At 40.8% G+C, this 16,203-nt stretch carries 10 protein-coding genes and 3 pseudogenes; 5 read left to right on the top strand and 8 right to left on the bottom strand.

Annotated features, from left to right (window positions below):
* Positions 1 to 148: 148 nt before the first annotated feature.
* Together uvrB and pdxY are read left to right on the top strand one after the other, a co-directional pair.
* A complete protein-coding gene (gene uvrB, locus B0184_RS07730; RefSeq protein ID WP_005707995.1) occupies positions 149 to 2,167 on the top strand; it encodes an excinuclease ABC subunit UvrB in 2,019 nt (672 codons plus the stop codon).
* A 159-nt stretch (positions 2,168 to 2,326) separates the two neighbouring features.
* Positions 2,327 to 3,190: a pyridoxal kinase PdxY gene (pdxY, locus tag B0184_RS07725; RefSeq protein WP_005708026.1), complete on the top strand. Its 864-nt coding sequence runs from the start codon at positions 2,327 to 2,329 to the stop codon at positions 3,188 to 3,190.
* A gap of 91 nt (positions 3,191 to 3,281) precedes the next feature.
* On the opposite strand, the gene B0184_RS07720 is transcribed toward pdxY, so the two are convergent.
* From B0184_RS07720 to B0184_RS07710, 3 genes are all read right to left on the bottom strand, one after another.
* On the bottom strand, positions 3,282 to 3,887 hold the full coding sequence (locus B0184_RS07720; protein WP_005707978.1) for a TIGR04211 family SH3 domain-containing protein: 606 nt from the start codon (positions 3,885 to 3,887) through the stop codon (positions 3,282 to 3,284).
* 114 nt (positions 3,888 to 4,001) lie between these two features.
* On the bottom strand, positions 4,002 to 5,267 hold the full coding sequence (locus B0184_RS07715) for an inorganic phosphate transporter (protein ID WP_005708004.1): 1,266 nt from the start codon (positions 5,265 to 5,267) through the stop codon (positions 4,002 to 4,004).
* Positions 5,268 to 5,277: 10 nt separating this feature from the next.
* Positions 5,278 to 5,958 (bottom strand): TIGR00153 family protein, encoded by a 681-nt coding sequence (locus B0184_RS07710; RefSeq protein WP_005707996.1) that lies wholly within the window; start codon positions 5,956 to 5,958, stop codon positions 5,278 to 5,280.
* Positions 5,959 to 6,448: 490 nt separating this feature from the next.
* Between B0184_RS07710 and B0184_RS07705 the strand changes: the two genes are divergently transcribed.
* Positions 6,449 to 11,881, top strand: a complete 5,433-nt coding sequence (locus tag B0184_RS07705) for a YadA-like family protein (protein WP_078177656.1) — start codon at positions 6,449 to 6,451, stop codon at positions 11,879 to 11,881.
* Positions 11,882 to 11,960: 79 nt separating this feature from the next.
* Here the strand turns inward: B0184_RS07705 and B0184_RS10755 are convergent.
* Positions 11,961 to 12,062 (bottom strand): annotated as a pseudogene (locus B0184_RS10755) (IS1595 family transposase); the annotation flags it as partial.
* A gap of 183 nt (positions 12,063 to 12,245) precedes the next feature.
* Here B0184_RS10755 and B0184_RS07700 point away from each other — a divergent pair.
* Positions 12,246 to 12,368 (top strand): annotated as a pseudogene (locus B0184_RS07700) (transposase); the annotation flags it as partial.
* Positions 12,353 to 12,433, top strand: a pseudogene (locus B0184_RS07695) (IS3 family transposase); the annotation flags it as partial. The pseudogenes B0184_RS07700 and B0184_RS07695, both read left to right, overlap by 16 nt.
* Before the next feature lie 57 nt (positions 12,434 to 12,490).
* On the opposite strand, the gene B0184_RS07690 reads toward B0184_RS07695, so the two are convergent.
* From B0184_RS07690 to B0184_RS07675, 4 genes are read right to left on the bottom strand one after another with little or no spacing between them, the layout of a single operon-like run.
* Entirely contained in the window at positions 12,491 to 13,249 is a 759-nt protein-coding gene (locus B0184_RS07690) for an iron ABC transporter ATP-binding protein (protein ID WP_005709188.1), read from the bottom strand.
* Positions 13,246 to 14,187: an iron chelate uptake ABC transporter family permease subunit gene (locus tag B0184_RS07685; RefSeq protein ID WP_039851498.1), complete on the bottom strand. Its 942-nt coding sequence runs from the start codon at positions 14,185 to 14,187 to the stop codon at positions 13,246 to 13,248. Before B0184_RS07685 ends, B0184_RS07690 begins: the two co-directional genes overlap by 4 nt.
* On the bottom strand, positions 14,187 to 15,134 hold the full coding sequence (locus B0184_RS07680; RefSeq protein WP_005709180.1) for an ABC transporter permease: 948 nt from the start codon (positions 15,132 to 15,134) through the stop codon (positions 14,187 to 14,189). The genes B0184_RS07685 and B0184_RS07680 overlap by 1 nt, the downstream gene beginning before the upstream one ends.
* The gene (locus B0184_RS07675) at positions 15,134 to 16,042 is read right to left on the bottom strand and encodes a siderophore ABC transporter substrate-binding protein (RefSeq protein ID WP_005709170.1); all 909 of its coding nucleotides are present in this window, start codon (positions 16,040 to 16,042) and stop codon (positions 15,134 to 15,136) included. Before B0184_RS07675 ends, B0184_RS07680 begins: the two co-directional genes overlap by 1 nt.
* Positions 16,043 to 16,203: the final 161 nt, after the last annotated feature.

Below are 16,203 nucleotides of genomic sequence, written 5' to 3'. Positions count from 1 at the left end.
AGACCGCCTATAAAGTAAAAGAAGTCGCCATTATAAAGCGTTCCGAGCATTTTGTAAAAATGGGTTGTAAAGCAAAAAATCCCGATAAATTGCCCGCTTGATTGTGGTAAGATACCTCACATTTTTACAGTATTAAAAAAGGAAACGTATGAGCAAACAAGGCAAACCTTTTATTCTGCATAGTCCATTTAGCCCCTCTGGCGATCAGCCTTCTGCAATTGAAAAATTAACCGAAGGGCTAAATGATGGCTTGGCACATCAAACCTTATTAGGTGTAACGGGTTCAGGCAAAACCTTTACTATTGCCAACGTAATTGCCCAGTTGAACCGCCCCGCAATGTTGCTTGCACCGAATAAAACCCTTGCCGCTCAGCTTTATGCAGAAATGAAAGCCTTTTTCCCCGAAAATGCGGTGGAATACTTTGTTTCTTACTACGATTATTACCAGCCAGAAGCTTATGTCCCAAGCAGCGATACTTTTATCGAAAAAGATGCTTCGATCAACGAACAGATTGAGCAGATGCGACTTTCTGCAACCAAATCTTTCCTTGAACGTCGCGATACTATTGTAGTGGCTTCCGTTTCCGCTATTTACGGCTTGGGAGATGTAGGAGCTTATATGCAGATGATGCTGCATCTGCAAGTGGGCGATATTATCGACCAACGCACTATTCTTTCTCGTCTTGCTGAGTTGCAATATACTCGCAATGACCAAGCGTTCCAGCGTTCTACCTTCCGCGTTCGTGGTGAGGTAATTGATATTTTCCCTGCGGAATCAGACGAAGTCGCTTTACGCGTGGAGCTGTTTGACGACGAGATCGAAAATCTTTCCCTGTTCGATCCGCTCACGGGGCATAGCTTGGGGCGTGTGCCGCGTTACACCATCTACCCGAAAACTCACTATGTAACGCCTCGAGAGCGCATTTTAGAAGCGATTGAGCAGATCAAAGTAGAGTTAGTGGAACGTCGCGAATATTTCATCAAAGAGAATAAATTGCTGGAAGAGCAGCGCATTACCCAGCGCACCCAGTTTGATATCGAAATGATGAATGAACTCGGTTATTGCTCAGGTATTGAAAACTACTCCCGATATCTCTCGGGTAGAAAAGAGGGCGAACCACCACCGACCTTGTTTGATTATATGCCAGCAGATGGTATTTTGGTGATTGATGAATCGCACGTTACTGTGCCACAAATTGGCGGTATGTATCGTGGCGACCGAGCACGAAAAGAGACGCTTGTGCAATACGGTTTCCGCTTACCTTCGGCACTGGATAACCGCCCGCTCAAATTTGAAGAGTTTGAACAGCTGTCTCCACAAACTATTTACGTTTCTGCGACTCCAGGGGCTTATGAATTAGAGAAAAACCCTGATGTGGTGGATCAAGTGGTGCGTCCAACAGGCTTACTAGACCCGATTATTGAAGTGCGCCCAGTAGCAACCCAAGTAGACGATTTACTTTCCGAAATTCACAAACGAGTAGCGGTGGACGAACGAGTTTTGGTTACCACGCTCACCAAAAAAATGGCGGAAGATTTAACCGATTATTTAGACGAACACGGCGTACGTGTGCGTTATTTGCATAGCGATATCGACACCGTTGAGCGGGTAGAAATTATTCACGATTTGCGAATGGGGATGTTCGACGTGTTGGTCGGCATCAACTTATTGCGCGAAGGCTTGGATATGCCCGAAGTCTCGCTGGTGGCGATTTTAGATGCCGACAAAGAGGGCTTCTTACGCTCCGAACGTTCGCTTATCCAAACCATCGGACGTGCCGCACGTAACCTCAACGGCAAAGCGATTCTCTACGGCGACCGCATCACCAATTCAATGCAAAAAGCGATTACCGAAACTGAACGCCGCCGTGAGAAACAGATGAAATACAACGAAGAACGTGGCATCGTTCCACAAGCATTAAACAAAAAAGTTGGAGAATTGCTCGACATCGGTCAAACCGACAAACCAAAACGCGGCAAAAAATCTGCAAAAGTTTCCGAAAATTCCACCGCTTCCTACACACCTAAATCGCGTAAGGAACTGGAAAAAGAACTTAAACATCTCGAACAACAAATGCGAGATTTCGCGAAGGATCTGGAATTTGAAAAAGCGGCAGCGGTGAGGGATAAGATTGGGCAGTTGAAGGGGCATTTGTTAGAGGTTTAGCTCATTTTTGCTTTTCAAGCAGTCGATTTCTCTTATTTTTTGCAAATAGCAAAGAAATCCGACCAACTTTCATTTTGAAAGCAGATGAAATTTTGCTCCAAGCGTGCTATTGTCCTAGATCTATCTATGCAAACAATATCGTTCTTAAAGGAGAAAATAATGAAAAACGTATTGTCTATTCAATCGCACGTTGTTTATGGTTATGCAGGCAATAAAGCCGCGGTGTTTCCGATGCAGTTGCTTGGGGTGGATGTTTGGGCGTTGAACACGGTGCAATTTTCCAACCACACTCAATATGGTAAATGGAAAGGAATGGTGATTCCTAAAGAACAAATTGGCGAAATTACGAAAGGGATTGATGAGATTGATGCACTGCACGAATGTGATGCGATTTTATCGGGCTATATTGGTGCAGCAGAGCAGGGTGCTGAAATCTTAAAAGCGGTTGAGAAAATTAAAGCGAAAAATTCGAATGCGGTGTATTTTTGCGATCCTGTGATGGGGCATCCTGACAAAGGTTGCATTGTTGCCCCTGGTGTGGCGGAATTTTTGCGTGATGAAGCGATGGCAAAAGCCGATTTAATTGCCCCAAACTTGGTGGAATTGCGAGAGCTTACGGGCTTACCTGTAGAAAACTTTGCTCAAGCAGTTGAAGCAACCAAAGCGATTTTAACAAAAGGGCCGAAACGTGTGTTGGTGAAACACTTAAGCAAAGTAGGGCAAGACCCTAACCAGTTTGAAATGTTACTCGCAACTGAAGCAGGGATTTGGCATATCCGCCGACCATTGCACGAATTTGTTGGTCGTGATCCTGTAGGCGTAGGAGATTTAACAAGCGGTCTATTTTTAGCAAATTTGCTCAATGGTAAATCAGATTTAGAGGCCTTCGAGCATACGGCAAATGCGGTAAATGATGTAATGAGTGTTACACAACAAAGCGGAAAATATGAGTTACAAATTATTGCAGCAAGAGAGTGGATTGTGAGTCCGAAAAGCCAGTATAAAGCGGTGAAAATAGCGTAATACTCTAAATTATAAAGAGGTCAATTGCTTTCGTAGTTTTAATTTACAAACTTTTGAAAGCAATTTACCGTTTTAATTATCAAAGAGATTTTTATGCCCACCCTCCACGTTTACGACGTGGTGCAAGATATGGCAATATTAAACCTAAAATTAAGCCTACCACTAAAACAGAGCCACCATAAATAAAATATTGAATGGCGATAGTGCGTTTCTCGCTATCTTGCATGGTTTCTAAACTACGATTTTTATTTTTTAGAATTTCCATTTCACGTTTAAGTTGTGCATTTTCAGCAAGTAAATCACTTGTCTGCTTTTGCGATTCGTTGCTACGGCGTTGTATTTCAACTGTGCGTTGTTGCCAGTCACTATCAATTTTAGCCAGTCTGCCGTTTAAATCTTGAACTTGTTGTTGTAGTTGAGGGATTAACTCTTTCGGGCTTGCGGTTTGTGAAACTTCAGATGCAAGTACCCAGCCTTCACGATTACGGCTGTCACGAATTAACACAAAGCGTTCCTTGCGATCTAGCACCGTGATTTTCTCTCCTGCTTGAATACTGCCTGAAATTTTGAATTGATCTCCAGCACCTTTACGCATATAAGTACTGAGGTTTTCGGTGATGTAATCTGAAGAAAAGGCAGGAAGCGAGCAGCTTAGTAGTAGTGAAGAGAGAAGTGCTTTGTGTAATTTTTTTGACATAGAAAATCCTTATAGAAAATTTTTATTTCTAAACTATTTCTGTTCGACTTCCATTTTCGGAAATGGTTTAGAAATAAAATTAAAAGGGCGAAATTGAATTCCACCCTAATAAAATTAATGGAAAATTGTGTGCAAGAGGTAGTAAATAATAATTGAAAGTACCGCACCTGCTGGCAAGGTAACAAACCACGACGCAACGATATTACGGATAATACCTAAGTTGATTGCCGCAATACCACGAGCGAAGCCAACACCTAGAATTGCACCTACTAAGGTTTGTGTCGTTGAAATTGGTAAACCCGTACCAGATGCAAGAACTACGGTAACAGCACAAGCAAATTGAGCTGCGAAACCACGGCTTGGCGTAAGTTCAGTAATACCTGTTCCCACTGTTGCCATAACCGATTTACCCATTACCGCCAAACCTATGCCCATACCAACAGCACCGAGTGGTAATACCCAAGGCGCCATACCAACAGAGCTTTGAAGTTGTCCGCCACTTGTTACGATAGATTCAACTGCCGCTAATGGACCAATTGCGTTAGCTACATCGTTTGAACCGTGTGCGAAAGCCATTGCACAAGCGGTTAAAAGCATCAAAATACTAAATATTTTTTCAACGCCACCGAATCCGCTTTTATCTTTCACTTTATTCTCAAAAGCTTGGCTGCGGAAATAAACAGCACCGATTAAACCCGCAATAAGCGATAAGCCCAGTGAAATACCAAAAGTTTGCCAGTTAGTTAAGTTAAGACCAACGTGTTTTAAACCTTTTGAGATCGTTACAATACAAAGAATAAAAATGGTAACAGCCATATAGAATGGACCATATTTCTTCGCTTGTTTGAACGGTTCTGAGCGGTTAAAAATCAATTTTTGTGAGTTCACGAAAATCACGAAAGCGATAATTCCAGCGAGAACAGGAGTAATGAACCAACTACCTACAATCCCGGTTAGTTGTCCCCATTGAATTGAGCTAGCGCCAACGGTAACTAAAGCAAAACCAATTACAGCACCAATAATAGTGTGCGTGCCTGAAACAGGCCAGCCCATTTTAGTTGCAACAATTAGCCAAACACCTGCTGCACAAAGAGAAGACATCATCCCTAGAACTAAAATTTCTGGCGTATCCGTAAAAGCATCTGCTTGAATAATACCACTTTTAATGGTATCAGCTACTTCACCACCTGCAAGATAAGCCCCTGCAAGTTCGAAAACCATTGCGATAATAATTGCTTGTTTTATGGTGATTGTACCTGAACCTACTGAAGTTCCCATTGCATTTGATACATCATTTGCACCAATACCAAACGCCATTAAGAATCCTAAAACAGCTGTAACAATCACTAAAATTGAGCCGTATTCTTGTAAAAGTTCCATCAGCTGTCTCCTACGCTTTTGCAAGCATCAGTTCGATTCTCGAACCAATACGCTGAGCTTGATCTGCTAAGATGCTGATTCGCTCAATACATTTATATAAAAACATTACATCAATTGGGTTTAATTCCGACTCTAAGCCGAAAAGTGTACGACGTAGTGCGATTTGAAGTTGATCAGTATCATCTTCAATTTTGTCTAGCTCTAAGATCATTTCGTTCACGAAACGACGCTCACGGCCACGGAAGCCCGTTTCAAGTAACTCATCCAGTTCGCCTAATACTTTACGTACTTGGCGACAAGAATCGAGACTACGGAAGATAAATTGGCGGAATGCAGGCTGCATAATTTCTGGCACTTCCAAGTGACGGCCAATAACTCGGGTTGCGATATCTTTTGAGTAGTTTGCTAATTTATCCAGTTGTGTAACTATTTCTAATAGATCCGAGCGTTCAACAGGGAGGAATAATCCGCGAGGTAATTTCAAGCGAATTTCACGTTTGAGCAAATCGGCATCACGTTCTAATTCCACAATGTGGTTTCGAATGTCTTCTGCCGTATCCCAATCATGATTGAAAGAAGCTTCAAAGAAGGGTTCTAACTGCTCGCTGCATTCAGTTACTTTTACAGAGAGCTGTTTGAGAGGTTTGAGTGGCGATTGTGCGAATAAACCTAAAATGTTATTCATTGCCATAAAATTTCTCCATTAGAATGAATTTAAAATGATCTTGCTATGAAAAGTAGACAAAATCGCCTATATTTTACTTAATTTTATTGGAAAGATCACGGGGTAATTGTGGTAGGGGGGTATGCAAGCGGTTAAATTTTGCAAAAGTTTTGGTGAATTTAACCGCTAAATGATCTGCACCCCAAAATCTGGACACCGGCTTTGAGATTCAAACCAAAATTGGTTCACATTGACTTCAAACGTGTGTAATTTGTATTAATACGGTTTACGTAAGTTAAAAAAGCTCGTCAAATTTGGCGAGCTTTTTTGCATTTATATAGGTAGTTTTTTAAAGATAGGATGTCATATATAAAGAATTGTAAACATCTGTAAAATTGCTCGACTTATACGCATTCTATTGATACTATCGGCGCAGGATTTTTTATCTTCAAAGCTGTTTATTGTAAATGTACAGCTTTGATTTTTTTTACAACCTTTTAATATAAGGAAAAATTTTATGAACAAAATTTTCCGTGTGATCTGGAATCACGCAACGCAATCTTGGGTAGCGGTTTCTGAACTTGCTTCAGCAAAGGGCAAAACTAAATCAAAAACAATTTCAAAATTAGTAGCAGTTTCGTTAGTAACCTGTTCTTCTCTTATGGCTGAACATGCGATGGCTGCTACTTATATTAATCAAGATAAAGTTAGCACTACAATTGCGGATCCAATTAAACAAATTGCAATATTGCAAGGATCTTCTCAGGCTGCGAAAAATTCAGACAGTACTATCCTTATTAGTAATAATCCTCTTGTTCGCGCAGGTTCTGTGAAGATTGGTTTTGATATTGCTGATAATCAAGATGGTAATACTGGAGATACGTTAATTGGTAACCGTATCTCTGCTGGTGGACAGGGTGGTAAAGACTCAATGGCTACCGCTGTTGGTTATGGTGCTCAAGTAGCAGGGCCGGCTGTATCTTTAGGTATTGGTGCACGAGCTGATATTAATGATAATAAAGGTTGGAAGGCTGTACATAATAGTGGTGTTGCTATAGGTGCTTTTTCTTCAATCGGGGGTAATAGAGATGGTGGGGTTGCAATAGGAGCTATTGCTCAGGCTGATACTCATGGGTCAATTGCTATCGGACAATTATCAGGTGCATATCGCGAGTTTTTTGATCGTGATGCTACATCGCAAAAGCTAGGAACTGTTTATAGAAATTCTGAGTCAAATGCTGACTCGACAATTTCTATTGGTAAAGAGGCTGGTGCTCGAGCAACAAGTAGCATTGCTTTAGGTCATGGCGCTACTACTTCTACTATAGGTTCGAATACGATTGCATTTGGTACAAACAGCGTTGCAATTAAGAACAATTCAATAGCATTAGGTAATAATGCAGTTGCAGGTGGATATTTAGACTCTGATAAAACCGGTATCAATTCTAAATTGAATAATCTTAAAAGTGATCTTGCTAAAGCTGAAACAACCTTAACTAAAGAGGAGGAGAATCTAAAAACAACAGATACTCCAGAGCAGAAATTTAGAGTCGCTAGTGCAACTGCAGCGGTTGCTCGTTTGAATTTAGCTATAAAACGTTTGGAAAAAGATCTAGGATACTCTGCCTCAGGAAAAGACGCTACTACCGACGCAATTGCCATTGGTAATGCGTCAAAAGCAACAAACGAAAGTGCTCTTGCGTTTGGTAATAGAGCTAACGCAACAGGTAAGGCATCTATTGCGCAAGGTAAAGAGACACAAGCAACGGCTGAAAACGCTATCGCAGTGGGTACTAGCTCAAATGTAAGCGGTGCAAACTCCGTAGCATTGGGTGCGAATATTACTAAATTAACAACAGAAAATTCAGTTGTATTGGGTGCTAACTCAACAGAAGTTGTTGGAGCAACAGGTGCATCTCATGCAGTTCAAACTGTAAATGATGCAACAGTTCGTACTATTGCTGGTCCTAACTTTACTTATTCTGGTTTTGTTGGGAAACCTGCTGATGTTGGTCACTATGTAAGTATTGGTCAAGCAGGTAAAGAGCGCCAAATTAAAAATTTAGCCGCAGGTGCTGTTGACGAAAATTCTACAGATGCAATCAATGGTTCTCAGTTATATGCGTTGATGGCTCGTGTTGAAAATAAACAAGAGCCAGTGGTTTATACCAATAAAGCTGGTGACAAGTTGGTTAAAGTTGGCGATAAATTCTATAAAACAACTGACTTAAATGATAAAGGTCAACCAAACAATGTAAATCAAAACGTGCCAAATGATGATGTAATTGCCTCAATGAATAATGCTGGTAATAACACTACAACCCCTATGGCATTGGCTAATATCGCTGGTAACTTACCTGGTGCAAAAAAAGGCTCTACTGCCCCTACAACTTCAGGTAAATTACCAGAGGGAGCCGATGCACCTAATACCTCAAATGCGGCAACTGTGGGCGACGTGTTGAATGCCGGTTGGAACTTAACAGAAAACAATAAAGCACGTGATTTTGTTAAACCTTATGACACCGTAGATTTTATTGATGGTAAAGGCACTAGCGTTAATGTCACTACAGATACTGATGGTAAAGTAAGTCATATTAAATATGACGTTAAAGCAGCAGACAATAGTATTACTGTGGATGATAATGGTATTAAAGTAAACACAGGTAGTATAACACCTGTAACCAAAGATGAGGGTGATAAAAAGTCTGGTCAGGTCGCCCCTAATAAAGGTGATGAAAATAAAGTTGCAAGTGTAGGCGATGTTGCAAATGCAATTAATAATGCATTCTGGAAAGCAACTGGTGCTACGGATGGCGGCGAATTCGCTGACGGCAATAAAACAACAGAAGAAGCTGTAAAAGCTGGCGATAAAGTCACATTTAAAGCTGGTAAAAACATCAAGTTAAAACAAGATGGTAAAAACTTTACTTATTCTTTAAACCCTGAGCTAACCGATATTACAAGCATTGGTGGAAATGGAACCACTATGACTTTTAAACCTGAAGGTGTCAGCTTAGGCGGAAGCAGTATTACTGATTTAAAACCTAACTTACCTAAGGTAAATGATGAAGATAGAACAGTTACCATGCCAGATGGAACTGTGGTTGATGCAGCACCGGAAAATGTGACTAAAGCACCAATGACAGCAGATGATGCAGCGGATATGGTAAAAAATGCAGGAAATAATGCAGCGACCGTATCTGATGTGTTGAATGCAGGTTGGAATTTACAAAACAATGGTGAAGCGAAGGATTTTGTAAAACCTTATGACACTGTAAACTTTGTAGATGGCAAAGGTACTAAAGCAGTTGTTGAATCAGATAATGAAACCAGCAATGTAACGTTTAATGTTGATACTGTTGACATGACTTCAAACCCAAATGGTACAGTTGAGAACCCGATGGGTGATAATGCTAAACAGTTATTAGACGATTTAGCAGCAGCGAAAAAAGCAGTAGCAGACAATCCTGATGATGAAGCAGCAAAAGCAAAACTTAAAGATGCGGAAGATGCTGTAAATAAAGCAGGTGGCAACAAAATTGCAACGGCACAAAACGTCGCTAACATGATTAACAACTCAGGCTTTACATTAAAAGCAGATGAAACAGATGGTAAAAATGAAACCACTGATGCAACTCTTAAGAAAGATGGAGAGTTAATTAAACCAGGTTCAACAGTAACGATGAAAGCGGGTAAAAACATGACCGTTAAGCATGAAGCAAACGGCAATATTACCTATGCAACAAAAGACGATGTTGAATTTAATACAGTAAAAGTTGGTGATAATAAAGATGGTAAATCACCAGTTGAGTTTAAAACAGAAGCGGCTAAGCCAGCGACTAACAATGTTGCTGGAAAACAACCAACAACTGCGTTAAATGTAACCTCTGCTGATGGTAAACCTACTCAAATTACAGGTGTTGCTTCATCATTAAATAAAGCGCCAGTAACAACTGCACCAAATGTTAATTTAGTTGACTTAAATTCTCCGAATGTGAATTCAAATGCTGCTGCGACAGTGGGTGATTTACAAAATATGGGCTGGGTTGTTTCAACTAAAGATGGCAATGGGTATATTGCTGATGTGAAGAACGCAAATCATGTTGATTTTAAAGCTGGTCCAGGTATTTCTGTAACAGGTAAAACAACTGACGATGGTATTCGCGAAATTACTATTGGTGTTAAAGATGGTGAAGTAGTTAAACCAAATCAATTTACAGCTAAAGTAAATGGAGTAGATACACCAGTAACCAAAGTAGGAGATGAATATTACAATACAGCTGATATCGATCCAAAAACAGGAAAAGCGAAAGCTGGTGTAAACCCAGTGACTCCTGATGCAGGAACTACACCGACTAATGCAGGTGATGGCTATGTAACAGGTAATAAAGTTGCAACCGCGATTCAAAAATCTGGTTTTGTTGTCGGTAAGCAAACAGAAACATTATCTGCTGCAGACTTCAAAGATAAAGATGAAAAAGTGAATCCTAATGATGAACTTCGTTTTGCAGACGGCAACAACACAAAAGTGAAGTTAGCAACGAAAGAGTCTATTGATAAAGATGGCAATAAAGTAACCACGACAACAGTAAAAGTGGATGTAACAGGCTTACCAGTTCAATATACTGATAAGAATGGTACACCAGTGACTAAAGTGGGTGATAAATACTTCACGGTTGATGATAAAGGTAACCCAACTACAACAGAAGTAGCCCCTGCGGACTTAACAACGAATATGGTTAATCCTGCAGCTGCACCGAATGAAATTGGTGGACCAACGACATTAGGTAATGTGAAATCTAATCTTCCATCTGTAAATGATGAAGATAGAACAGTTACCATGCCAGATGGAACAGTGGTTGATGCCGCACCGGAAAATGTGACTAAAGCACCAATGACAGCAGAAGAAGCAGCGGATATGGTAAAAAATGCAGGAAATAATGCAGCGACCGTATCTGATGTGTTGAATGCAGGTTGGAATTTACAAAACAATGGTGAAGCGAAGGATTTTGTAAAACCTTATGACACTGTAAACTTTGTAGATGGCAAAGGTACCAAAGCTGTGGTAGAAACCACACCAAACGGTACAACAAGTAACGTGAAGTTTGACATTGATACTGGTAAGATTACCAATAATGATGATGGTAGCGTTCAAGGCCCAGTTGTGACACCAGAAATGACTAAAGCGTTAGAAGATGCTACAAATGCATTAAATAGCTTACCGGCGAGTGCTCCGGCTTCGGTTCGTAAGGCTGCTGAACAAGCAGTTGCAGATGCGGCAAATAATATTGCAAATGTTGCAAATAAAGTGGCGACTGTACAAGATGTAGCAAATGCAATTAACAAGTCAGGCTTTACATTAACCACTTCAGCAAATGGTGGTGAGAAAATTTCAGGTACGCCAGAAAAGATCAATCCAGGCAAAAAAGTTGAAATGGTTGCAGGTAAAAATATGACCGTGAAACAAGAGTCTAATGGTAAAGTGACTTACGCAACTGCTTCTAATGTAACCTTTGACAGTGTTCAATTCGGTGATAATGGTCCTAAGATTACTAACAATGGTGGAAATATCAATGTTGGTACAGCGACAGGCGCACCGACTAAGATTACAGGCGTAGCACCAGGTGAAATTTCAGCAACTTCTAAAGATGCTATAAATGGTAGCCAGTTACATGCAGTTGCTTCAAACTTGAACAACAAGATCAACAAAGTTGGAAAACGTGGTGATGCAGGTACTGCAAGTGCATTGGCAGCGGCGAATATTCCGCAGGCTTATATACCAGGTAAGAGCTTAGTTGGTATTGCAGCGGGTAGCTACCAAGGTCAAAATGGTCTTGCAGTAGGTATGTCTCGTATCTCTGATAATGGTAAGATCATCATTCGTTTATCTGGTACGGCAAATAGCCAAGGTAAAACTGGCGTTGCAGCTGGCGTGGGTTACCAATGGTAATCAGCTGATAGCAAAAACATAATGAAAAAACACCGCACTTTGCGGTGTTTTTTTTATTTAGGGAGGACGTAGATTTATCCTAAATACCATACCATCTTAGCCACGTTTTAAGTTGTTCTTTTACTGCTCTAAAGTTAAACCGAAATTCACATTTCTTTAAGAATAAAGGAAAGCTTTTCTGCTACACATTGCCCTTGTTTTCCTCCGCGATGAGCGCCAATACTTGCTAATCTACATTCGTCCCAATGAGAAAGTATTTGAAAGGTTATTTTGATAGAGAAGTAGATGAAATTTATAGTAAAAGACCGCACTTTTAAAGTGATCTGCACCCCAAAACCTGGACACCTAATTTGAGGTGCAGATTATGTCCTACTCTTATCAATTTCGTTTGAAAATTATCAAACTCGTCACTGAACAGGATTATGGTATCCGTGAGGTGGCTAAACTTCATCAAATTTCCCACGCTCTCATCATTATTACAACCAAAAACGAATTAAACTTGGTTTAAAAGGATTGAGCCCAGTACAATACCGAGCTCAATATTTAAGTTAACTAACCTGTCCAACTTTTTAGGGGCAGATCAAAATTGAGATAAGAAGGTTAAATGCATCAAATATGATGAACCACTAACCTTTTCCCTTGATGTTCCAAGACTTCAGCATCTAAACCAAATACGCTTTTTAAATGCTCGGTTATTATTATTTCTTCAGGCGTGCCTGTCATCACAATTTCTCCGTTTTTCATCGCTACAATTGTGTCAGCATAAGCCGCTGCCATATTGATGTCATGCACCACCATCACGGTGGTGAGAGCTAACTCATCGGTTAGTTTTCTCAACAATCGCATCAACTCACGGGCGTGAAACATATCCAGATTATTAAGTGGTTCGTCCAGCAGGACGTGATTAGTTTTCTGGCAAAATGTCATCGCAATCAACGCTCGCTGGCGTTGCCCGCCAGAAAGTTCGTTTAGAAAACGATTTGCCAGAGGTTTAAGCTCAAAACGCACTAAGGCTTCATCAACAATCTCTTGATCAAGCGGTCGAATTTTGCCTTGATGATGCGGGTAGCGCCCAAACATCAACAAATCTTGCACGGTGATACGGCTGTGGATCACGTTATCTTGCGTAAGAATCGCCAAATTTTGGGCGATGGTGCGAGAATGAGTTGTAGCAATATCGTAACTGTCTAACAAAATTTGACCGTGTTGAATAGGGTTCAAACGGGCTATGAGTGAAAGCAGGGTAGATTTCCCCGCGCCATTTGCCCCCACAAGAGCAGTAATGCCCCCGTTCGGAATGGTGAGGTTAATGTTTTTTAAAATCGGACTTTGTCCGATATGATGGGAAAGATTTTTAACTTCGATCATTTTTGTTTTTTTAACATTAAATAGATAAATACAATTCCGCCAGTAAATTCTATTACGACACTTAACACGCCTTGTAGTTTGAAGAGTTGTTCAAACACAGCTTGCCCTAATACCAGCGTGATAGCGGAGATGATGAACGTGAGCGGAATGCGGACGGAATGTTGCATGGTTGGACTAACGGCATTTACTATAGCACAAACCAATAATCCCAAGAAAAGGATTGGTCCCACCAAAGCTGTTGAAACAGAAACCAGCAAGGCACAGCAAATTAATAGTTGATGTGAAAAGCGGTTGTAGTTGATGCCTAAGCCGATAGCCTTGTGTTTGCCGAGCATTAAGACATCAAGTTTATGGCGTTGTGTCCAGATCCAGGTAGCCGTAATCACAGCAATTGCAATGCCAATCGTAAGAAGTGTTGGGTTAGCATTATTAAAGCTCGCAAATGAGGAGCTTTGTGCAACGGCAAATTCTTCAGGATCGATCATACGCTGCAATAAATTATTGGCACTGCGGAAGAACACGCCAAATATGACACCGATGAGTAACATGCGTGCGATGTCGGCATTATCTCGGGTAAGCGTGCGGAATAGCAACAATGCCGCTCCGAGCATCAATAGTGTTTCAAAGGCAAATTTTCCGCTGATGTTTAATTGAGTAAATCCCACACCGCCAATTAAAAAGACAAGCAAGGTTTGAATCAGCAGATAGAGTGAGTCAAAACCTAAAATACTCGGTGTTAAAATTGGGTTGTTCGTTAAGGTTTGGAAAAGTAATGTTGAAACGCCGATCGTGTAAGCGATGGTGAGTAACAACAACAATTTTTTGCCACGAAATGGCAGAATAAAATCCCAATTGCCATTGCTGTTAAACAGCATAAAAAATAGACCGCTTGCAAGCAAAATCAGGCTTGAGATGAGCAAAATACGAGAAGACTTCATCATTTTTTCCCCTTAAAAAGTAGATAGAGGAAAAGCACCGTACCGACAATACCGAAAATGGTTGAAATCGGTACTTCAAACGGCTCATTTACCACGCGACCTAAAATATCACAGACTAAGATCAAATTCGCTCCAAGCAATACCACCGCTGGCAAGTTTTGACGAAGGCGATCGCCTGCTAGACGAGAAACGATATTCGGTACGACCAAACCAATAAACGGAATTTGCCCAACTGTAACGACAATCACTGCGGTAATCATTGCCACGATAATTAGAGCTATCCATGTCATTTGGTGGTAATTAATCCCAAGACTAGTACTGATATTCTGCCCAAGCCCTGCAATACTTAGTTGATCTGCAAGAATATAGATGATTATGGCTAAGCCCGCTGTAAGCCAAAGTAACTCATAGCGTCCTGCGAGTATGCCAGAAAAATCCCCCGCAAACCAGACAGAAAGAAGTTGCAAACTGTCGGTTTCGTAGGCAATAAAAGTCGTTACCGCTTCAATAATATTACCGAAAATAATCCCAACTAGTGGCAACATCAGTTTTTGATGAGGCGGAAGGTTACGCATCAACAGCATAAAAATTGCCATACCAATGAGAGCAGTAACGGTGGCAAAAGACATCTTAAACAGCAATGGAGTCGCAGGGAAAAGCAGGGTTGCGATCAAAATGCCAACGGCTGCACTTTGACTTGCCCCAATCATGCTTGGTTCGATAAAACGATTCTTAAGCACAATTTGCAATACCATTCCTGCTACGCTTAATGTTGCTCCAACAAGGATGACTGCAAGAGTGCGAGGAAGGCGGCTAATAAAGAAAAGTTGTGATTGCTCAGGCTGGCTAAACAATTCGCCCCAATGAAAATCCGCTACCCCCACGGACATGCTGAGGGGGCAGAGGATTAAAAGTAAGAAAAGATTAAAAAATGTGAGCTTCTGCATTATTTAGAGAAGGCTTGTTTGATATTGTTAAGGTCTAAACGCATTTGCTCTACGCTGCCTGCAGCAAGATAAGCAGAGCTGCTGAGATAAATAATGTGCCCGTTTTTCCACGCTTTAGTTTGGTGAACTAATTCGTTATCTAGCACTTCTTGGGCTGTTTTGCCTTCTTCACCAATTGCTGCGGTGCGGTCTAACACGAATAACCAATCTGGGTTTACTTTTTGTAAGTATTCAAATGAAATTGGCGTACCGTGATTTGCCCCTTTGGTGTTCACTTCAAATTTTGCTTCAGGAATATCAAGGGCAGAGTGAACCCAACCTAAGCGACCTACAGGACCAAATGCAGACATTTTGCCGCCGTTAACAAGCACAATTAAGCCATTTCCTTTACCTTTTACCGCTTCTTTGGTTTCAGCGATTAAGGTTTCAAGCTCCGCTTTTAATTTTGCCGCTTCAGCTTCTTTATTGAATAATTTACCGTAGTTTTCGATGTTGTTTAAACCACCTTGTAAAGTGTTCACTTCTTTCGGTGTAGTGACATCAATCGTCGTTGCAATATTTTTCAACTCATCCACTTTTTTCGCCGCACGACTACCGACGATAATTAAATCAGGTTTTAAGCCGTTTAATGCTTCGTAATTTGGCTCAAAAACAGTACCGATATTTACCGCTTTTTCTGTCGCTGGTTTTAAATATGGTAAGGTACGAGCCACATCAGGACTACCTGCAACAGGTACGCCTAAATGTGCAAGCGTATCAATTGCTGCGGCTTCAAATACGGCAAGTTTGGTTGGTGTTTGAGTGAAAGTAACATCACCACGAGCGGTCGGAATGGTCACATCTTTTGCAAATGAAACTGAAGAGCATGATACCGCAAGGGCTAAAGTAAGGAGTGTTTTTTTGAACATAAGAAATTCCTATTAAAAGCTAATCAATGGAACAGAAGATTTATTGAAAATAATTCTCAAAAGCGTGCTAATCTTACCTGAGAATAGTTGAAATAGGAAGATAAGAAATGAAAAAACGGCAAGATTTTTGCAAAATTTGCAAGAAATCTTACCGCTTGAAA

It is taken from the genome of Haemophilus paraphrohaemolyticus (assembly GCF_002015045.1).
GTDB classification, from domain to species: Bacteria; Pseudomonadota; Gammaproteobacteria; order Enterobacterales; family Pasteurellaceae; genus Haemophilus_A; species Haemophilus_A paraphrohaemolyticus.
The sequence above is the reverse complement of the archived record's forward strand: the minus strand, read 5'-3'. Positions and strand labels throughout refer to the sequence as shown.